Raw genomic sequence first — 19,483 nt, 5'->3', positions numbered from 1 at the left:
CCTCAGTCGAAGATATCGAAGATGCTGTCGCGCTTCTTTTTCTTGTAGCGATAGTCGTCGTCGCGATGCCGGTCGTCGCGGTATTTGTCGCTCCGGTAGCCCCGATCGTCGCGATACGGCTGCGACGCCCCGCCGCCCCACGGTTGGGCCTGAGGGTGAGCATGCGGCTGGGCATAGGGCTGAGGCGGCGGCGCATAGGCCTGCGGCGCGGGCGCGACCGGGGCCGTGGCGCGGCCCTCCTCGACGGCGGCCGCCATCAGCTTTTCCAGCTCGCCGCGATCCAGCCAGACACCCCGGCAGTCGGGGCACATGTCGAACTGAACGCCGTTGCGCTCCAGCGTCTGCATGGCGGCGTTGTCGTTGGGGCACATCAGAAGAGGCATGTCGGGCTCCGATCGAAAAAGAATGGGCGGTCGATGCGACAGGCCAGGAGGGGAAAGCTTCGCCGCATCGACACGCCCTTGCGGTCCGACATCGCGTCGCACGATCCGGCGCAAGGAAGGGGGACGCCAGACCGCGAGAACGCCAGAGGGGCCCGTTCCGCCTCATCAAGCTAGGCGCCGTCGCCGCCCGCCGCCATGCGTCGCGGGGCCGCAGGCGCTTCGGCCGCCCCTGCCATCCTATCGGCGATGACGATTGCGCGCCTTTACCGTGCCTTACGATCGACCAGCGACCCTTTGCCGGTCATGGTCGCAAACCGTGTTAGAATGGCGCCCCGGTCTTTGACATCTTCGCGCGCCGCCAGAACCTGCGCCGAATTAGACAGATTAGACGAATTAGACGGTGTTTTTGTCAGCGGACCCGCCGGCCAAAGTGCACAGATTGCACCTTAAAAATTCTAGCAGACCTGCCCGGCGGCCCAGCCCGACGACCAGGCCCACTGGAAGTTATAGCCGCCCAGCCAGCCGGTCACATCGACCGCCTCGCCGATGAAATACAGCCCCGGAACCGCCTTGGCCTGCATCGTCTGCTGGTCGAGCGCGGCCGTATCGACCCCGCCCAGCGTCACCTCGGCGGTCCTGTAACCTTCGGACCCCACCGGCTTGACCGCCCAGGCGTTGACCGCCTGATCCAGTCGCCGCAGCACCTTGTCCGACAGGTCCGCCAGATTGCCCGCCGCCCCTTCGCGCTGGCACAGGCTCTCGGCCAGACGACGCGGCACGATATGGCCCAGCGCCGTATGCACCGCCTGTTTTCCGTTCGACGCCTTGGCCGCCTTCAACTCCTCGAACACGTCGCGGCCCGGCGCCATCGAGGCCACCACCGCCTCGCCCTCGCGCCAGTAGGAGCTGATCTGAAGAATGGCCGGACCCGACAGGCCGCGGTGGGTGAACAGCATGGCCTCGTTGAAGCTGGCCTTGCGCGCCTTGGCCCCTTCGGGCGCCGAGGCGACCGAGGCGTCCACCGCCACGCCCGCCAACGGCGTCAGCGTCTCCAGCAGTCCCGCCTCGAACGTCAGGGGGACCAGCGCCGGCCGGGTCTCGGTGACGCGAATGTCGAACTGGCGCGCGACCTCATAGGCCCAGCCGGTCGCCCCCATCTTGGGGATCGACTTGCCGCCCGTCGCCACGACCAGCGACGCCGCCGTGACCTGTGATCCGTCCGACAGGATCGCCGTGAAGCCCTCGCCGGATCGTGCGATCCGCTCCACCCCGGTCTTCAGGCTCAGGGTCACGCCCGCCGCCGCCATGTCGTCGGTCAGCATACGGACGATCTGCTTGGCGCTGTCGTCGCAGAACAGCTGGCCCAGCGTCTTCTCGTGCCAAGCGATCCCGGCCCTATCGATGCGCTTGACGAAGTCGTGCTGGGTGTAGCGGCGCAGGGCCGAGGTCGCGAACCGGGGGTTCTCGCCCAGAAAGTTCGCCGGTCCGCAGCCCAGATTGGTGAAGTTGCAGCGTCCGCCGCCCGAGATGCGGATCTTCTCGCCGGGCCGGTCGGCATGGTCCACGACCCTGACCCGGCGCCCGCGTCGCCCGGCCTCGATGGCGGCCATCATCCCGGCCGCGCCGGCCCCAACCACCAGGACGTCGACGAGGGCGTCCGAAGACGCCCTCGTCACTGGGAACCTCGCGGTTCCAGCCTCGGGGAGAGCTTAGTAACGGTAGTGATCCGCCTTGAACGGGCCTTCGACCGGCACGTTGATGTAGTCAGCCTGGTCCTTGGTCAGGACGGTCAGCTTGGCGCCCAGCTTGGCCAGGTGCAGCATGGCGACCTTCTCGTCCAGGTGCTTGGGCAGGGTGTAGACCTTGTTCTCGTACTTGTCGGCGTTGGTCCACAGTTCGATCTGGGCCAGCGTCTGGTTGGTGAAGGACGCCGACATCACGAAGGAGGGGTGACCCGTGGCGTTGCCCAGGTTCACCAGGCGGCCTTCCGACAGCAGGATGATCTTCTTGCCGTCCGGGAACTCGACGTGGTGGACCTGCGGCTTGATCTCGTCCCACTTGAAGTTCTTCAGGCCGGCGACCTGAATCTCGGAGTCGAAGTGGCCGATGTTGCAGACGATGGCGTTGTTCTTCATCTGCCGCATGTGGTCGACGGTGATGACGTCCTTGTTGCCGGTCGTCGTCACATAGATGTCGGCGCGGCCGGCGGTGTCGTCCAGCGTCTGGACCTCATAGCCTTCCATCGCGGCCTGCAGGGCGCAGATCGGGTCGATCTCGGTCACGATCACGCGGGCGCCGCCCTGGCGCAGCGAGGCGGCCGAGCCCTTGCCCACGTCGCCGTAGCCGCAGACGACCGCGACCTTGCCCGACAGCATGACGTCGGTGCCGCGACGGATCGCGTCGACCAGCGATTCCCGGCAGCCGTACAGGTTGTCGAACTTGGACTTGGTGACGCTGTCGTTGACGTTGATGGCGGGGAAGGGCAGCTCGCCCTTTTCGGCCATCTGATACAGGCGGTGCACGCCCGTGGTCGTCTCTTCCGACACGCCGCCGATGGCGTCGCGGATGGCCGAATAGAAGCCGGGCTTCTCAGCCAGATAGCGCTTCATGACCTTGAAGAGAGCCTCTTCCTCTTCGTTCTGGGGATTGGCCAGAACCGAGATGTCCTTCTCGGCCTTCGGACCCAGCACGCACAGCAGGGTCGCGTCGCCGCCGTCGTCCAGGATCAGGTTCGGGTAGCCGCCGTCGGCCCATTCGAAGATCTTGTGGGCGTAGTCCCAGTATTCCTCGAGCGTCTCGCCCTTGGTGGCGAACACCGGCGTGCCGTTGGCGGCGATGGCGGCGGCGGCGTGGTCCTGGGTCGAGAAGATGTTGCACGAGGCCCAGCGCACTTCGGCGCCCAGGGCTTCCAGCGTCTGGATCAGGACCGCCGTCTGGATGGTCATGTGCAGGCTGCCGGCGATGCGGGCGCCCTTCAGCGGCTGGCTGGCGCCGAACTCGTCACGCAGGGACATCAGGCCCGGCATTTCGGTTTCCGCGATCTCGATTTCCTTGTTGCCCCAATCGGCCAGGGTGATGTCGCGAACGATGTAGTCGGTCATGGCTTGGGCTCCCGGCCGCAATGAGTTTGGGCCCTCATAGCCCGGCGCGCGTCGAGTATCAACAAACACATAAAGATATCCTTATGCGATCCAGGCTCAGCAGTTTCTTAAATCCTGGCCGGTAGAGACCTCGTCATGGAACGCCGCGCTCTACTCGGTCTCGCCGTCGTCGCGACGGCCGCCTCAACCTCCGCCCGCGCTTCGAGCGGCGGCGCGGCGCCGTCGGCCGACACCTATATCCGGCTGCCAGTCATCACCGCCTCGATCCTTCAGGCGAACGGTCGTCGGGGCGTGCTGACCATCGAACTCGGCGTCGATGTGCCCGATGCGACCCTTCGCACCCGCGCCCAGCAGTCCGCGCCGCGCCTGCGCGCCGCCTACAACACCGCCGCCCAGCGCTTTGCCAACGGCCTGCGTCCCGGCGTCGTGCCCGACATCGACCAGCTGTCGGCCGCGCTTCAGGCGGCGACTAACGCCACCCTGGGCCGCGCCGGCGCCCGCCTGCTGCTCGGCACCGTCATGGCGGTCTGACTTCCGCCTCTAGAGAAACGAGTAGGGGTCCACGTCCACCGTCAGGCGGACCGACCCCGGCACCTTCACCCGCTGAAGCCAGGCTCTCAAAAAGGCCTGGAGGTTCACATCCCGGTCGGCCCGCACCAGCAGCCGCTTGCGCCGCCTCCCCCGCACCAGGGCCAGCGGTGCATCGGCCGGGCCATAGACCTCCAGCCGCTCGGCGTTGGGAATGGCCTGGGCCAGGTCGTTCGCCGTCTTCTCGACGGCGGCCGCATTCTCACTGGACAGGATGATCGCCGCCAGCCGGCCATAGGGCGGCAGGGACGCAGCCTCGCGTTCGGCCATCTCGGCTTCCACGAAGGAGTCACGATCACCGGCTGCCAGCGCCATCAGCACCGGGTGCTCGGGCGTCCAGGTCTGAAGCAGCGCCCGCCCCGGCCGATCCGCACGCCCTGCTCGCCCGGTCGCTTGGGCCAAAAGCTGATAGGTCCGCTCGGCCGCGCGCAGGTCGCCGCCGCGTAGCCCGAGATCCGCATCCACCACGCCCACCAGGGTCAGGCGCGGGAAGTTGTGGCCCTTGGCCGCGGCCTGCGTCGCGACCAGAATGTCGATCTCCCCGTCCGTCATCTTCTGGATCAAGGCGCGGGCCGACCGCGCGTCCGGCGCGGTGTCGGAGCTGAAGACCGCCGTGCGCGCCTCGGGGAACAGCTGGCGCACCTCTTCCTCGACCCGCTCGACCCCTGGTCCGACCGAGACCAACGAATCCTCAGCACCGCACGAGGGACACAGCTTGGGACGCGCCATCGAGAAGCCGGTCAGGTGACAGACCAGCCGCCCGGTATACCGATGCTCGACCAGCCAGCTGTCGGTGTCCGGCGCCGTCAGCCGATGGCCGCAGGCGCGGCACAGGACCACGGGCGCATAGCCGCGCCGGTTCAGGAAGAGCAGGGTCTGCTCACCTCGCAGCAAGGTTTCGCCGATGGCCAGGCGCAGAGGCTGCGACAGCCAGGTCTGCGGATCGGGCGTGTTCTGACGGAGGTCCAGCAGGGCGATGTCCGGCAGGACCGCCGTTCCGTGCCGCGCGCCCAGCTTCAGCCAGTCGTAGCGCCCGCTCTGCGCGTTCCACAGCGTCTCCAGCGACGGCGTCGCCGAGGCCAGGACCACCGCCGCCCCCTCGATCCGCGCCCGCGCCACGGCCAGGTCGCGGCCGTGATAGACCAGCCCCTCTTCTTGCTTGAACGAGCCGTCGTGCTCCTCGTCCACCACGATCAGGCGCAGGTTGACGAAGGGCAGGAACAGGGCCGAGCGCGCCCCGACCACGATGTTGCAGCGCCCGGCGACGACCGCCTCCCACACCTGGCGGCGGCGCGGCGGGGCGACGCCGGAATGCCATTCGCCCGGGGCGGCGCCGAAGCGCGCCGTGATCCGCTCGATCAGGGCCTGGGTCAGGGCGATCTCGGGCAACAGGATGAGGATCTGCGCAGCCGGATCAGCCCGCAGCACCCGCGCGATCGCCTCCAGATAGGCCTCGGTCTTGCCCGACCCCGTGACCCCGTCCAGCAGGAAGGGCCGGAAACCGCCGCCGGTCACACCCGCCGCCAGGGCTGTCGCCGCCGCCGCCTGATCGCCGTTCAGCGATGCGGGCGCGTGGTCGGGATCGGGTCGGTCGAACGCCGCCTCGGCCGCGATCTCGATGATCTCCAGCACGCCCTCATCGATCAGGCCCTTGACCACGCCCGACGACACGCCCGCCGCCCGCGCCAGATCGGCCGGCGGCATGGCGCGATCGCCCAGGGCCTCCAGCACGCCCGTCCGCGCCGGGGTGGCGCGCGACGGGGACCGCTCGCCCAAGCGTCGCACCCGGCGTTCCGGCCGGGGCCGAGGCGCGCGCAAGCCCTTCAGCGCCGTCGCCGCCATCTCGCCGGGCGCCGACAGGGTCCAGCGTCCGGCCCATTCGACGAAATCCATCACGCCCGCCGGCAGGGGCGGATCATCCAGGCGGCTGTCGATCGCCTTCAGTCGCCGGTTTGAGCCTGTGGTTTCGAACACCTCGGACACCACGCCCCGGATCAGGCGCGGCCCCAGCGGCACGACGACCTGATCGCCCCGCGCCAAATCTCCGTGGGCCAGGCTCAGCGCCTCGGGAACCTCGTAGTCGAAGGCCTCCGGCACCGGCAGTGGAATGAGGACCGAGGCGACTTTCACTTGATCCTCCCCCGTCGGGGGAGGGGGACCGCCCGAAGGGTGGTGGAGGGGGCGGATCGCGAACTGGGTGTCTGGGGCTGGCCCCCTCCACCGCTTCGCGGTTCCCCTCCCCCGATGGGGGAGGATTTGGCTCGCCTCGCCGCCTCGGTGACGCTAAAAGCCCTGCCCATGAAACTCTTTCTCGATACCGCCGACGTCGCCGTCATCAAGGACATGGTCCCCACCGGAATGGTGGATGGCGTCACCACCAATCCGTCGCTGATCGCCAAGTCGGGTCGGAACATCGCCGAGGTCATCGCCGAAATCTGCGCCCTGGTCGAGGGGCCGATTTCCGCCGAAGCCGTCTCGCTCGATTTCGAGACGATGGTCAAGGAAGGCGACAAGCTGGCCGCCATCGCGCCGAACGTGGTGGTGAAACTGCCCCTGACCTGGGATGGCCTGCGCGCCTGCCGCGTCTTCACCGACAAGGGCATCAAGACCAACGTCACCCTGTGCTTCTCGGCCGCCCAGGCCCTGCTGGCCGCCAAGGCCGGCGCCACCTTCGTCTCGCCGTTCGTCGGACGTCTGGAAGACAACGGCGCCGACGGCATCGGCCTGCTGGAAGAAATCCGCGTCCTGTATGACGTGCATGGTTTCGAGACCCAGATCCTGGCCGCGTCCCTGCGCAATGTGGGCCATGTCGCCGCCGCCGCCGTCGCCGGATCGGACGCCGCCACCTTCGGCGCCGACACATTCAAGGCCTTGGTGAACCACCCGTTAACCGACAAGGGTCTTGATGCCTTCGTGGCGGACTGGGCCAAGACGGGTCAGTCTATTCTGTAGCATCGCGGTTCCCGGAGAGGTCTGTTTGAGCGGCTCATTGGACCTTTTCGAAACGTCGGAATCGGACGCAACGCCCCATATCGGCGACGGCTTGCATTGGCCCGACGTGCGCGGCTGGCTGCAGACCCATCCGCAGACCCTGCTGGACGACCGCTCTCTGCTTGAAGAAATCGGTCTGCGGCCGCACGGCCGCAATGTGGTCGAGTTCGGGGCCGCCGCCCTGACGCGGCTAGAGGCCGTGGTCGAGCGCGAGACCGGCGCCCGGCGTGAGATCGAACTGATCGCCCGCGCCAACTTCGCCGCCCAGACCCAGACGCACGTCGCGACCCTGGACCTGATGGAGGCCAAGAACCATTCCGATCTGGCCCGTCGGCTGGATGCGGCGGCGCAGGGGCGGTTCGGCTTGGCCGGCGCCGCCATCGCTCTGGAAAAACCGGGCGGCGTGCCCTTCGGCTGGCGCGCCCTGGAAGAAGGCGATGTCGACAACCTTCTGGGCGAGCACGGCCTGACCTGGCTCGGCCCGATGATCCCGGGGCTGAACTTCTTCGGCGCGACCGAGGATCAGGTGAAATCCATCGCCCTGGTCCGCATGGCCCCGCACCTGACGCCGGGCGGACCGCCGCGCCCCTGCATCTGCGCCTTCGGCTCGCCGGAACCCGAAGGCTTCACCCCGAACATGGGCTGCGAACTGGCCGCCTTCCTGGCGCGGGTAACGGAGCGGATGGCCGAGCGATGGCCCGTCCTGAACTGAAAAGCTCTGAACTGACCGCCTCGGACGCCCTGCGCGCCTGGCTCGATCACTTGGCGCACGAGCGTCGGCTGTCGCCGCGCACGCTGGAGGCCTATGGCCATATCGGCCGGCTCTATGTCGCCTTCCTTGAACGCCATCGCGGCGAGACCCTGTCGCTGAAGGACATGGGCACGATCACCGCCGCCGAGGTCCGCGCCCACATGGCCGAGCGACGCGGCGGCGATCATCCGCTGGCGGCGCGGTCGCTGAGCCAGAGCCTGTCGGCCATTCGCGGGTTTCACGCCTTCCTCGACCGGCGGCTGGACACGCCCGCCCCGCAACTGGCCCTGGTGCGCGGCCCCAAGGTCAAGCCGTCCCTGCCCCGCCCGGTGACCGAGGATCAGGCGCGCGGGCTGCTGGCCGAACCGGACGCCGATCCCGACGCCGAACCGTGGGAAGCCGCACGCGACCGGGCCGTGCTGACCCTGCTCTATGGCTGCGGCCTGCGGATTTCCGAGGCCATGTCCCTGACCCGCGCCGATGCGCCGCTTGACGAGACCCTGCGCATCGTCGGCAAGGGGTCCAAGACCCGGATCGCCCCCATCCTGCCCGCCGTCCGCGCGGCGGTGGACGCCTATCTGGCCCTGCTGCCCTTCCCGCTCCAGCCGACCGATGCCCTGTTCCGGGCCCGACGCGGCGGCCCGCTCAGCCCGCGTCACGTCCAGGCCTCGGTCCAGCGGCTGCGCGGTCGTCTGGGGCTGCCGGAGCGTACGACGCCTCACGCCCTGCGCCACAGTTTCGCGACCCATCTGCTGGGCGCCGGCGCCGACCTGCGGTCGATCCAGGAGCTGCTGGGCCACGCCAGTCTGTCCACGACCCAGAAATACACCGGCGTCGACGCCGATAGACTTTTGAACGCCTATGCGGCCGCCCATCCCCGCGCCTAGAGCGAAATCGGCTGAGTTGGCCTGCGGCCAGCTCAGCTCAGATTTCGCTCCGGCATCAATCTGGAGCCTGATTCACGGCATCAGCGGAGTCGCGAAGCGATTCCCCCTCAGCTGATCAGGCTCTAGAACGGCCGGATGACCATCGACATCCTGGCCATCGGCCTGCCCGCCCTCGCGGACCAAATGCTGACCCAGCGCGCGGCCGACCTCGGCTGGACCCTGCATCGCCCCGGCCCCGACGGCCTGCCTTCGCCCGAGGTCGCCGACCGGATCGTCGGCGTCGCCGCCTCGGGCGCCGCGACCGTGGACGCCCGACTGATCGACACCCTGCCCGCGCTGAAGATCGTTTCGGTCCACGCCGTCGGCTATGATCTGACCGACGTCGCCCACGCCCGGTCACGCGGCGTGATCGTCACCCATACGCCCGATGTGCTGAACGAGGACGTCGCCGATCTGGCCCTGCTGCTGACCCTCGGGACCTTGCGTCGCCTGACCGCCATGGACGCCTGGATCCGCGCCGGTCGCTGGGTGTCGGACGGGCCGCCGCCGCTGTCGCGCAGCGCCACGGACTTGAAATACGGCCTGCTGGGTCTGGGTCGGATCGGCCAGGCTATCGCCCGCCGACTGGAGCCCTTCGCAGGAAGCCTCGCCTATCACACCCGCAATCCGGTCAGGGATGCGCCTTGGCGGCATGTCCCGAAACTGGTCGATCTGGCGACCCAGGTCGATGTGCTGATCGTGATCGTGCCGGGCGGCGCCGCGACGCGCGGCCTGGTCTCGGCCAAGGTGCTGGAGGCCCTGGGGCCGACCGGCGTGCTGATCAATGTCGCGCGCGGCGAAGTGGTGGATCAGGACGCCCTGGTCGCCGCCCTGACCTCGGGCGCGCTGGGCGGCGCGGGGCTGGATGTCTTCGCCGACGAACCGACCGTGCCCCAGACCCTGATCGACAGCGACCGTTGCGTCCTGACGCCCCACGTCGCCTCCGCCACCGTCGAGACCCGCAACGCCATGGCCGAACTGATGATGGCCAACCTTGAGTCCGTTCTGGCGGACAGGCCGCCGATCACGCCCGTTCCCGCCTGACCCTATCGACGGCGCGCCGGCGGCGCCGGTCGCAGGGCGGGGTCCGGCTGGGGCTCGGCCAGGTTTCGCCCCAGCGCCCTTTGATCGGGTAAGGCGTAGCTGATCGGCAGGGGGCAGTTGTTCTGATCGCGCCGATCAAGAAGCAGATATCGCCGCACCTGACCGTCCGCCAGCGAACGGTCCAGCAGCGGTGCTGCGCGGTCGCCGTTCGCCTGCTCGGCCTGGATCAAAGGGTCGCAGCGCACGATCGCCTGGTCTACCAACGGCGCGACCCGAACCATGGCCTGATCGACGACAGGCGCCGGATGGACAATCGCCGCGCTGTTGGACAAGGCCAGCATGAGCAAGGTCAGCATCGCATCCTCCGGGTTTGGCCGCGAACCTAACCCGGCAACCCCGGATTGACCAGATCGATCAACCAGAGCCGCAAGAACAGGACCGACAAAAATATGTCTCATCGCCTTCGCGCAATGCGCCTAACCTGATCGACCCGACAACGTGAGGAGGCAGGCGGTTGCGCCTTCCATTTGCCGACCAGACCGCCTTCGCGTCGCGGCGCGACACGCTGGGCCTGCTGGCGGCCGTCCCCTTTCTGTCGGCGCAATCCACGCCCTCGCCCGCGCCCGGTGACATACGATTGATGCAGAACCTGATGACCCGGATGGGCGTGCAGGTCCGCCTGAACGACGGCCCGCCCGAGGTCTTCGTCATCGACACCGGGGCCGAGCGCAGCGCCGTCTCGGTCGAGTTGGCCCAGGCCCTGGCCCTGCCGCCCGGCCGGCCGGTCGTGGTGCATGGCGTCACCGCCGCCGAGACGACGCCGACCGTGACCGTCGCCCGGATCGAGATCGGACACCGCCGCTTTTCCGACCTGAACCTGCCGGTCTTTCCGCGCGACGCCCTGAGCGCCGACGGCCTCTTGGGTCTGGACCTGCTGTCGCGGTTCCGGCTGACGCTGGACATGCTCTCGCGCCGGGCGGCCCTGGCGCTGTCGGGCTCGCCCGGCCTCGCCCTGACCCGAGACACCGAGATCGGCAGCGTGCGTCAGCAGGAGGTCGTCGTCGCCGGCCGTCGCGGCCGTTCGGCTCAGCTGATCCTGACCCATGTCGAGGTCAACGGCATACCGACCGCCGCCTTCATCGACAGCGGCGCCCAATATTCCATCGGCAACCTGGCCCTGATGCGCGCGGCGGACATCCGTCCCGCCGTCGACCCGGCCCGGCCCGTGCGGATGGTCGGCATCGTCGGCGGGGCGGTGGAGGTTCGGACGGGCGCGGCCCAGACGCTGCGGCTGGCCGAGCGGTCGCTGGGACCGACCCCGCTGCTGTTCGCCGACCTGCATCTGTTCCAGATCATGGAACTGATCGACCAGCCGGCCCTGCTGCTGGGCGCCGACGTCCTGAGCCGGTTCAGCCGCATCACCCTGGATTACGGCCGCAGTCGCGTGGCCTTCGGCGGCCTGCTTCGTCGCGCACCGGGCGTCAGATCGCCTTGATCGCCCCGCCGTCCAGCCGGATCAGCGAGCCGGTGACATAGGCCGCCAATGGGCTGGCCAGGAAGGCGGCGGTCGCGCCGAACTCCTCGGTCGTGCCGATGCGGCCGACGGGGATGGATTTCACCGATTCCGCCCGCGCCTCCTGCGGCGTGACCCCGGTGCGTTCGGCCGCCGCCTGGTCCAGCCGTTCGATGCGGGGCGTGTCGATCCGGCCCGGCAGCAAGGTGTTGACCGTCACACCGTCTGGTCCGACCTCATTGGCCAGTGTCTTGGCCCAGGCCGCGACCGAGGCCCGCAGGGTGTTGGACACGCCCAGCGCCGCCGACGGCTCGACCACCGTGATCGAGGCGACGTTCAGGATGCGCCCCCAGCCGGCCGCCCGCATGGCCGGCAGCACCCGGTCCGTCAGGCGGAAGATCGACAGCACCATCGATTCAAAATGATCGCGCCACACCGCCGGCTCAAGCCCCGACACGCCCGACGGCGGCGGCCCCCCGGTGTTGTTCAACAGGATTTCGATGTGCCCGCCCAGCAGATCCTCGGCCCGGTCCGTCGCCTTCAACAGCGCCTCATGGTCCGCCAGGTCCGCCGTCACTACGACCGCCTTGCCCGGCCCGGATGCGTTCAGTGTGTCCGCCACGGCCTGAAGCTTGCCTTCATCGCGCGACAGCAAGGCGACGTGCGCGCCCTCCGCGACCAGGGCCGTCGCCACGGCGCGGCCAAGGCCGGATGAGCCGCCGCAAATCAGGGCGCGCTTGCCGTTGAGTTTCAGGTCCATGGTCTTCTCCGATCCCGTGTGGCCCCGATATTGGATGCGCGGGTCCCCAACGCAACGCGGCGTTAACCGAGACGGCGCACCTTCTTTGTCGAGCGGCCGCCTAGACCGCCAGGACAGGCCGGGGAGGGCTCGCCCATGTCGACCAAGATGACGTCCAGCACCCGCCGCCACAGCGATCATTTCGAACCGCAGGACACCGATCCGCACGAGCAGCGTCGCCTGCGCGGCCAACTGGAGCAGATCGACTACGCCGCCTACATCGCCAACAAGGAAGTGATCGGTCACGCCCTGACCGGCGTGGACGCCGGCTCGCTGCAAAAGCTGGCGGTCATGACGGCCACGGCGCGCGCCAAATGGGTGGCGGAATCGCTGCGCCTCGCTCACTCCGGCTCGGCCGTCACGCCGGACCAGGTCGCCCGCCTGACCGCCGCCCGCACGGCCTACGACGAACTGGCCGAAGCCTACGAGGCTCTGCGCCGAGTCATCGAACGGGGCTACGTCGCCCTGCGGTGATCTGACGAGACCGAGTGTCCGGAACCGGGCGTCCTCATCATCGTTCTGCGGCCATGAAAGTCGCTCGCACCGCTTCCATCGCCCTGATCGCCGGCGCCGCCCTGGCGCTGGGCGCCTGCGCCACTCTGCAACGCGGTCCCGTCGGCAACGCCGCCGTGCCTCAACCCGCCAAGCCGATCGACCTGAACCGCTACGCCGGCCTGTGGTATGAGATCGGGCGCTACGAGAACGGGTTCGAGCGCGGCTGCGAAGGCGTGACCGCCCAATATACGGTGCGCGACGACGGTCTGGTCGGGGTGCTGAACACCTGCCGCCGGGGCGCGGTCGATGGTCCGGCGAAGACCTCCGAGGGCAAGGCGAAGATCGTCGAGGGCAGCGACAACGCCAAGCTGAAGGTGTCCTTCTTCGGCCCCTTCTACGTCGGCGACTATTGGGTGCTGGACCACGCCGACGACTATTCCTGGTCCATCGTCGGCGAGCCGTCGGGCCGTTACCTCTGGCTGCTCAGCCGCACCGCGCAACCCTCGGCCCAGACCCGGGAAACCATCCTGAACCGCACCCGCGCCCTGGGCTATGACCTGACCCTGGTCCGGCCGACCCAGCACTGACGCTGACTTCCAGATAATTTTAGAGAAGAAGCCTGGTGGAGCCGAGGGGAGTCGAACCCCTGACCTCGTCATTGCGAACGACGCGCTCTACCAACTGAGCTACGGCCCCGTTTCCAGCGTGGGATCGGGTTTCACAGGCGTGGCGGACATAGAAGGCGGGCGGGCGTGGTGTCAACGGGCTTGTGCGCGCAAAGCGCGCAGGTCCGATACGGCCGTTGTCGGAGCCGGGGCGAACAGGCTAGAAGCGCCGATCCAAGCAGGAGTTACCGTTCATGGGCTATGCGCTCGTCTGGTTGATCAACACCATCATCAGTCTGATGATCTGGTTCATCATCGCCCAGGCCATTCTGAGCTGGTTGGTGGCGTTCGACGTCGTCAACTATCGCAACCGCTTCGTCTATTCGGTCGGGACCTTCCTGGACCGGGTCACCGCGCCTCTGCTGGAGCCGTTCCGCCGCATAATTCCGAACCTGGGCGGCATCGACATCTCGCCCATCGTGGTGATCCTGCTGCTGCAGTTCATCAGCGTGCTGTTCAACCGCACGGCGGCGCCGGCCCTGATCCAGCTGCTCGGCTGAGGCGACACGGCGGACGGAAATCTGATGCGAGAGGGTTGATCCGCTCTTGCGCCGCGCGCCTTCCTTTCTAAAGGTGCCCGCCCGACCACTTTCGACCACGGTTCATGACCTCGATCACCACAGTCGCCATTTTGGGCGCCGGACAGATGGGCGCAGGCATCGCGCAGGCGGTCGCGCTCGGGGGCTATTCGGTTCGCCTTTATGACGTCGTCGCCGACCGGCTGCCGCTGGCGCAGGGCGAGATCGCGGCCAGCCTGGCGCGTCACGTCGGGCGCGGCCTGGTCGATCAGGCCGCCGCCGATGCGGCCCTGGCCCGCATCACGACCAGCGACGGAATGGTCGAGGCCGTCGCCGGCGCCGATCTGGTCATCGAGGCGGCGCTGGAAGACGAGGCCGTCAAGAAGGCCATCTATGCGCAGGTCGTGCCGCACCTGGGGCCGCAGACCCTGCTGGCGTCCAACACCTCTTCGATCTCGATCACCCGCCTGGCGTCCTCGACAGACCGGCCGGACCGGTTCGTCGGCCTGCACTTCATGAAGCCGGCGCCGGTGATGAAGCTGGTGGAGATCATTCGCGGCATCGCCACCTCGGCCGAGACCCATTCCGCCGCCGTCGCCTTCGCCGAAAGCCTGGGCAAGACGACCACGGACGCCGAGGACTTCCCCGCCTTCATCGTCAACCGCATCCTGGTGCCGATGATGAACGAGGCCATCTTCGCCCTGTACGAAGGGGTCGGCAACGTCGCCTCGATCGACAAGGCGCTGCGTCTGGGCGCCAATCATCCGATGGGCCCGCTGGAACTGGCCGACTTCATGGGGCTGGACGTCGTCCTGGCCATCATGAACGTGCTGTATGACGGCCTGGCCGACAGCAAATATCGTCCCTGCCCCCTGCTGGTGAAATACGTCGAGGCCGGCTGGCTGGGCAGGAAGAGCGGCCGCGGCTTCTATGACTATTCCGGCGCTGCGCCGGCGCCGACGCGATGAGCCGGTTCGAGAGCTATTCCGACCTGCCGGGTCAGGCGACCATCGCCGCGCGGCCCGGGCGGACGCCTCGGATTCTGGCCTGTTTGGCCGGCGCGGCCTGGCCGCCCCTGTGGTTGACCCTGCCCTTCTGGCGGCCGCACGCCTATCTGCCGGGTCGCGACATGGACTGGCGGTTGGTGGTGATGCTGATCGGCCTGATCACCGTGCCGCTGGCGCTTTATCGTGTTCTGAACGAGCGCAAGCGCGACGGCCGGCCCGGCACGCGGCTGGGCGTCGTCTGGCGCTTCATGATGTACGGCGGCCTGGCGGCAGCCCTGGTTCAGATCGTCGTCGCCCTGGGCATGAGCGTGATGGGCTGGTTCGAGGCCGGCGATGTGATGCAGGCCTTGGGCGCGACCGAGACCACCCTGCTGATCTTCGGGGTCGGCGGCCTGCCCATCGCCATGATCGTGGGCGTCAGCTACGCCCTGTGGGCCGGGTTGTGCGCCGCCTTCATCGCCTTCGAGGCGCGGCCGGCGGTCAAGGACAGACTGGGCCTGATGCCCAAGGGCTGACAGGCGCGCCTGACGCCTGAGTTCGAGGATTGGGGTATCCGAGAATGACCATGGACGACACGGACAAGGATGCGGCGGAGATGCTGTCGCCCGTCGCGGCGACCTCGCGCATCGCCAGCCTGGACGTCATGCGGGGGCTGGCGGTGCTGGGCATCCTGGCGGTCAATGTCGTCTCCTTCGGCCTGCCGGTCATGGTCTATCAGGACGCAAGCCTGAGCCCGTTTCCGGTGATCGGCGCCAACGCCGTGGCGCGCTGGACGATGGACGTCTTCTTCCATCAGAAGTTCATCACCCTGTTTTCGATGCTGTTCGGGGCCTCGATCTATCTGGTCGGGGGCGAGCGGGGCGATGCGGCGCGTGGCAAGTTGCTGCGACGCCGCCTCTTCTGGCTGGCGGTCATCGCCCTGATCCACGGCCTGGCCTTCTGGTATGGCGACGTCCTGCTGCTCTACGCCTGGTCGGGCCTGTTCGTGATGCTGATGCGGTCGATGCGGGCCGGGACGTTGATCGGGATCGGCCTGGGCGTGACCCTGTTGCTGGGCGCGATGCAGGCGGGCGCGACCTGGCTGATGGTCGCCGGGCCGCCGGCGATCACCGAGGCCATGAACCAGGGCGGGCCGCATTCCACCGCCGCCATGGTGACGGAGTTGATCGCCGCCTATCGCAGCGGCTGGGCCGGGGCGATGGGCCAGAACCTGCAGAACTGGCTGCTGCTGCAGGGCGCCAGCCTGACCATGTTCGTGTTCTCGACCGTGGCCCTGATGATGCTGGGACTGGGTCTGTTCAAGGCCGGCGTGTTCAGCGGCCGGGCGCCCAACCGGGTCTATGTCGCCTTGATCGGTGTCGGCGGAGCCGTGCTGGCCCTGCTGGGCGTGCTGGAATGGCGCGAGGCGATGGCGCCGGCCGGGACTCACCCGACGCGCGGCCTGGCGGAGGTCGTCGCCTCCTTCCCCGTCTTCGTCACACTGGCCTACGTCAGCCTGATCGTGCTGGCGACGACGCGAGGGGCGGCCTGGATCACGGCGGCGCTGCGGCCGGTGGGACAGATGGCCTTCACCAACTATCTGACCCAGACCCTGATCATGACGTCGATCTTCTACATGCCGTGGGGGCCGCGCCTGTTCGGACAAGCCGACTATGTGCAGATGTGGGGCTTGGTCCTGGCGGTCTGGGCGCTGCAGCTGATCTGGTCGCCGCTGTGGTTGTCGCGGTTCAGCATGGGGCCGCTGGAATGGGTTTGGCGCTGTCTGACCTATGGCCGGCGGGTGCCGATTTCAAAAGGCGGCTGACGACGCTTTTATCGCAGGCGCGAAGCGATTAACTGAGGGCCATGGCCGCCCCGGATACTCCCGCCGAAACCTTCAAGCGCGCGCTGGGTCATGCCGCGCGGGCGCTGGCCGAACAGCCCGAGCTGGAGGTGGTGTTCGGGTCGGACGGGCCCAAGCTGTCGAACGGCGTCCTGACCCTGCCCCATCCGCCGCGCGATCCGTCCGGGCCCGAGAGCGCGTCCTTGCGCGGCCAGGCCGACCGGCTGGCGCTGCGTCTGGCCAATCACGACGCGGCGGTGAACAGCCGGATGCGGCCGGCGGACGCCAAGGCGGCCGAGGTGTTCGACGCGGTCGAACAGGCGCGCGTCGAAGCCTTTGGTTCGGAACATCTGGCCGGGGTGCGCGACAATCTGGGCGCCGCCCTGATCACGCGACTGGAAAAGACCGGCGCCCTGCGCATCAGCGAGGCCGACCGCGTGCCCGTGTCCGAGGCCGTGGCGCTTCTGGTGCGCGAGCGGCTGACGGGACGCCCCGCCCCCGACGGCGCCCGGGCCATGCTGGATCTGGTGCGCGCCAACATCGAGGCCAAGGCCGGCGCCAAGCTGGACGCCCTGGCCGGCACGGCGGGCGATCAGGAAGGTTTTGCACTGAAGATGCGCGAGGTGTTGCGCGCGCTGGAGCTCGACCCCGGCGACGGGCGCGGCGAAGATTCGTCCGAGGATCCCGGCGACGAGGAACCGGATCCTCAGGACCCTGCGGCCGACGACGATCAGGACCAGGAGGAAGAGCAGGACGGCGGCGAAGGCTCCCAGTCGATGGAGGGCGACGCCGACGATCAGTCTTCCGAGCAAGAGCGCGAAAGTCGCCCCGAAGGCGCGCCCGCCGATCCCGACGGCGAAGGTACCGACGACGGCCCGGAACTTCAGGAAGGCCAGCAGCCGAACCGTCAGCAGACGGCCGACGACGGCCGCGCGGTTGATTTCTACCGCGTCTTCACCACCGCCTTCGACGAGGTGGTGGACGCCGCCGACCTGTGCGACCCGGTCGAGCTGGACCGGCTGCGCGCCCTGCTGGACGGCCAGCTGGCCATCCTGTCCAGCGTCGTGTCGCGCCTGGCCAACAAGCTGCAACGCCGCCTGCTGGCGCAGCAGAACCGCTCCTGGGTGTTCGATCTGGAAGAGGGGATGCTGGACACGGCGCGGCTGACCCGGATCGTCACCGACCCGACCGCCCCCCTGTCGTTCAAGGCCGAGAGCGAAAGCCCGTTCCGCGACACGGTCGTGACCCTGCTGCTGGACAACTCCGGCTCCATGCGCGGGCGACCGATCATGGTGGCGGCGGTCTGCGCCGACATCCTGGCGCGGACGTTGGAGCGGTGCGGCGTCAAGGTCGAAATCCTGGGCTTCACCACCCGCGCGTGGAAGGGCGGACAGAGCCGCGAAGCCTGGATCACCGCGGGCAAGCCGCAAAATCCCGGCCGCCTAAACGACCTGCGCCACATCATCTACAAGGCCGCCGATGCGCCCTGGCGCCGGGCCAAGAAGAACCTGGGCCTGATGATGCGCGAAGGTCTGCTGAAGGAGAATATCGACGGCGAGGCCCTGCAATGGGCGCACGGCCGCCTGCTGGCCCGCACCGAGCAGCGCCGCATCCTGATGGTCATTTCCGACGGGTCTCCGGTCGACGATTCGACCCAGTCGGCGAATGCGGCGCTTTATCTGGACAAGCACCTGCGCCAGGTGATCGCCGAGATCGAGGATCGCTCGCCGGTCGAACTGCTGGCGATCGGCATCGGCCACGACGTGACCCGCTGGTATCGCAAGGCCCTGACCATCGTCGATGTGGAACAGCTGGCAGGCGCCATGACCGAAAAGCTGGCCGAGCTGTTCGAGAACGAGGGCGCGGCCGGTCCCACCCGTCGCGCCAAGCGAAAGCTGGCGGCATGAGCCGTTTCGGCCGGCTGGCCAGTGTCTGGATCGGTCTGTCGCTGTCGGCCTGCGCCGCCTCACTGGGCGCGCCGCGTCCCTATCCGTTGTCGTCGGACGGCTGGACGCCTCAGGTCGCGGAACTGCGAAGCGTCAGCCTGGGCTTGCCCGGCGGCACGCAGTTGGCCGATGGCGTGATGTTTGCCGGCGGCCTGCAGGTCAGCGCCGCGCCGACCTCGCCGCTGCACAGCCTTTCGGACCTGAAGCTGACCGGCGACGGCGGCTTCGTCACGGTATCGGACACCGGTGATCTGGTGCGCGGCGACATTCGCCTGGACGCCCGGGGACGGCTGGTCGGCCTGGACCACTTCCGCTCGCGCCGGCTGACGCTTGAGGACGGCGCCGCGATTTCCGACAAGTCGGACGGCGACGCCGAGGGCCTGGCCATCACCCCGTCCGGCGATCTGCTGGTCAGTTTCGAGCGGCGTCACCGCATCTGGAACTACGGCCCCCTGTCGGCGCTGAAGACCCAGCCGACGCCGGTGCGGTCGCCCGACTTCGCCTTCACCGAGAACGACGGCATGGAGGGGATGGCCACGGCCCCCGGCGGCTGGCGCGTCTCTGGCGAGGCGGGCGGCGTCTGGGATTGCGCGGCGGCGGGATGCACGGTCGCCAGCGCGCCGCCTGCGACCCCCATCCCCGACAGCGAATACCGCATCACCGGTCTGGATCGCGATCCGTCCGGCGCCGGATGGTTGGTGGTCCAGCGCCTGTACCGCGCGCCCATCGACATGCGCGCGCGCGTGCGCCGCATGGCCCCCGACGGAACGCTGGGGCCGGTGCTGATCGAGCTGAAACTGCCCGGCACGACCGACAATTTCGAGGGGGTCGCCGCAGAGACGCGCAACGGCAAGACCCGCCTCTACATCCTCTCCGACGACAACTTCAATCCGGCCCAGCGCACCCTGATGCTGGCCTTCGACCTGCGCTAGGC

At 68.5% G+C, this 19,483-nt stretch carries 20 protein-coding genes and 1 tRNA gene; 14 read left to right on the top strand and 7 right to left on the bottom strand.

Translation table 11 applies throughout. From position 1 onward, the window contains the following. Positions 1-2 precede the first annotated feature (2 nt). The 3 genes from PFY01_RS03630 to ahcY all read right to left on the bottom strand — a co-directional run bounded on the left by PFY01_RS03630 (position 3) and on the right by ahcY (position 3,484). Entirely contained in the window at positions 3-383 is a 381-nt protein-coding gene (locus PFY01_RS03630) for a zf-TFIIB domain-containing protein (RefSeq protein ID WP_271042465.1), read from the bottom strand. A gap of 455 nt (positions 384-838) precedes the next feature. Beyond that, entirely contained in the window at positions 839-2,059 is a 1,221-nt protein-coding gene (locus tag PFY01_RS03625; protein ID WP_271042464.1) for an NAD(P)/FAD-dependent oxidoreductase, read from the bottom strand. 33 nt (positions 2,060-2,092) lie between these two features. Continuing rightward, positions 2,093-3,484 carry an adenosylhomocysteinase gene (ahcY, locus tag PFY01_RS03620; RefSeq protein ID WP_017506126.1) on the bottom strand — a complete coding sequence of 464 codons (1,392 nt, stop codon included), beginning with the start codon at positions 3,482-3,484 and terminating at the stop codon, positions 2,093-2,095. Between the two features lie 135 nt (positions 3,485-3,619). On the opposite strand from ahcY, the gene PFY01_RS03615 reads away from it, so the two are divergent. Further along, entirely contained in the window at positions 3,620-4,015 is a 396-nt protein-coding gene (locus PFY01_RS03615) for a Tat pathway signal protein (protein WP_271042463.1), read from the top strand. A gap of 9 nt (positions 4,016-4,024) precedes the next feature. On the opposite strand, the gene PFY01_RS03610 is transcribed toward PFY01_RS03615, so the two are convergent. Next, entirely contained in the window at positions 4,025-6,202 is a 2,178-nt protein-coding gene (locus PFY01_RS03610) for a primosomal protein N' (protein WP_271042462.1), read from the bottom strand. Between the two features lie 168 nt (positions 6,203-6,370). Between PFY01_RS03610 and fsa the strand changes: the two genes are divergently transcribed. From fsa to PFY01_RS03590, 4 genes are all read left to right on the top strand, one after another. After that, positions 6,371-7,024: a fructose-6-phosphate aldolase gene (gene fsa, locus PFY01_RS03605; protein ID WP_026108568.1), complete on the top strand. Its 654-nt coding sequence runs from the start codon at positions 6,371-6,373 to the stop codon at positions 7,022-7,024. 37 nt (positions 7,025-7,061) lie between these two features. After that, positions 7,062-7,775 carry a DUF484 family protein gene (locus PFY01_RS03600; protein WP_271042461.1) on the top strand — a complete coding sequence of 238 codons (714 nt, stop codon included), beginning with the start codon at positions 7,062-7,064 and terminating at the stop codon, positions 7,773-7,775. Continuing rightward, the gene (locus tag PFY01_RS03595) at positions 7,757-8,701 is read left to right on the top strand and encodes a tyrosine recombinase XerC (protein WP_271042460.1); all 945 of its coding nucleotides are present in this window, start codon (positions 7,757-7,759) and stop codon (positions 8,699-8,701) included. Before PFY01_RS03600 ends, PFY01_RS03595 begins: the two co-directional genes overlap by 19 nt. 135 nt (positions 8,702-8,836) lie before the next feature. Next, complete coding sequence (locus tag PFY01_RS03590) at positions 8,837-9,784, top strand: 2-hydroxyacid dehydrogenase (RefSeq protein ID WP_271042459.1); 948 nt, start codon at positions 8,837-8,839, stop codon at positions 9,782-9,784. A 2-nt stretch (positions 9,785-9,786) separates the two neighbouring features. Here the strand turns inward: PFY01_RS03590 and PFY01_RS03585 are convergent, their stop codons facing one another. Next, positions 9,787-10,140 carry a hypothetical protein gene (locus tag PFY01_RS03585; protein ID WP_271042458.1) on the bottom strand — a complete coding sequence of 118 codons (354 nt, stop codon included), beginning with the start codon at positions 10,138-10,140 and terminating at the stop codon, positions 9,787-9,789. 158 nt (positions 10,141-10,298) lie between these two features. On the opposite strand from PFY01_RS03585, the gene PFY01_RS03580 reads away from it, so the two are divergent. Continuing rightward, the gene (locus PFY01_RS03580; RefSeq protein WP_271042457.1) at positions 10,299-11,279 is read left to right on the top strand and encodes an aspartyl protease family protein; all 981 of its coding nucleotides are present in this window, start codon (positions 10,299-10,301) and stop codon (positions 11,277-11,279) included. On the opposite strand, the gene PFY01_RS03575 is transcribed toward PFY01_RS03580, so the two are convergent. After that, on the bottom strand, positions 11,266-12,057 hold the full coding sequence (locus PFY01_RS03575; protein ID WP_271042456.1) for an SDR family oxidoreductase: 792 nt from the start codon (positions 12,055-12,057) through the stop codon (positions 11,266-11,268). The two genes, PFY01_RS03580 and PFY01_RS03575, sit on opposite strands and share 14 nt — an antisense overlap. 135 nt (positions 12,058-12,192) lie before the next feature. On the opposite strand from PFY01_RS03575, the gene PFY01_RS03570 reads away from it, so the two are divergent. After that, positions 12,193-12,570, top strand: a complete 378-nt coding sequence (locus tag PFY01_RS03570; RefSeq protein ID WP_271042455.1) for a hypothetical protein — start codon at positions 12,193-12,195, stop codon at positions 12,568-12,570. Between the two features lie 53 nt (positions 12,571-12,623). Continuing rightward, positions 12,624-13,178: a lipocalin family protein gene (locus PFY01_RS03565; RefSeq protein ID WP_271042454.1), complete on the top strand. Its 555-nt coding sequence runs from the start codon at positions 12,624-12,626 to the stop codon at positions 13,176-13,178. A 33-nt stretch (positions 13,179-13,211) separates the two neighbouring features. Here the strand turns inward: PFY01_RS03565 and PFY01_RS03560 are convergent. Then, positions 13,212-13,287: transfer RNA gene (locus PFY01_RS03560), tRNA-Ala, on the bottom strand. A gap of 163 nt (positions 13,288-13,450) precedes the next feature. On the opposite strand from PFY01_RS03560, the gene PFY01_RS03555 reads away from it, so the two are divergent. The 6 genes from PFY01_RS03555 (at position 13,451) to PFY01_RS03530 (ending at position 19,481) form a co-directional block, all read left to right on the top strand. Further along, a complete protein-coding gene (locus PFY01_RS03555) occupies positions 13,451-13,756 on the top strand; it encodes a YggT family protein (protein ID WP_017504977.1) in 306 nt (101 codons plus the stop codon). A 104-nt stretch (positions 13,757-13,860) separates the two neighbouring features. Beyond that, on the top strand, positions 13,861-14,742 hold the full coding sequence (locus tag PFY01_RS03550) for a 3-hydroxybutyryl-CoA dehydrogenase (protein ID WP_271042453.1): 882 nt from the start codon (positions 13,861-13,863) through the stop codon (positions 14,740-14,742). After that, a complete protein-coding gene (locus tag PFY01_RS03545) occupies positions 14,739-15,296 on the top strand; it encodes a phthalate transporter (protein WP_137720670.1) in 558 nt (185 codons plus the stop codon). Before PFY01_RS03550 ends, PFY01_RS03545 begins: the two co-directional genes overlap by 4 nt. Positions 15,297-15,346: 50 nt before the next feature. Then, positions 15,347-16,585, top strand: coding sequence for a DUF418 domain-containing protein (locus tag PFY01_RS03540; RefSeq protein WP_271042452.1), 1,239 nt, complete (start codon positions 15,347-15,349; stop codon positions 16,583-16,585). A 41-nt stretch (positions 16,586-16,626) separates the two neighbouring features. Next, the gene (gene cobT / locus PFY01_RS03535; RefSeq protein WP_271042451.1) at positions 16,627-18,510 is read left to right on the top strand and encodes a cobaltochelatase subunit CobT; all 1,884 of its coding nucleotides are present in this window, start codon (positions 16,627-16,629) and stop codon (positions 18,508-18,510) included. Further along, on the top strand, positions 18,507-19,481 hold the full coding sequence (locus tag PFY01_RS03530; protein ID WP_271042450.1) for an esterase-like activity of phytase family protein: 975 nt from the start codon (positions 18,507-18,509) through the stop codon (positions 19,479-19,481). Before cobT ends, PFY01_RS03530 begins: the two co-directional genes overlap by 4 nt. Positions 19,482-19,483: the final 2 nt, after the last annotated feature.

Source organism: Brevundimonas vesicularis, from assembly GCF_027886425.1.
Classification (GTDB): domain Bacteria; phylum Pseudomonadota; class Alphaproteobacteria; order Caulobacterales; family Caulobacteraceae; genus Brevundimonas; species Brevundimonas vesicularis_C.
The sequence above is the reverse complement of the archived record's forward strand: the minus strand, read 5'-3'. Positions and strand labels throughout refer to the sequence as shown.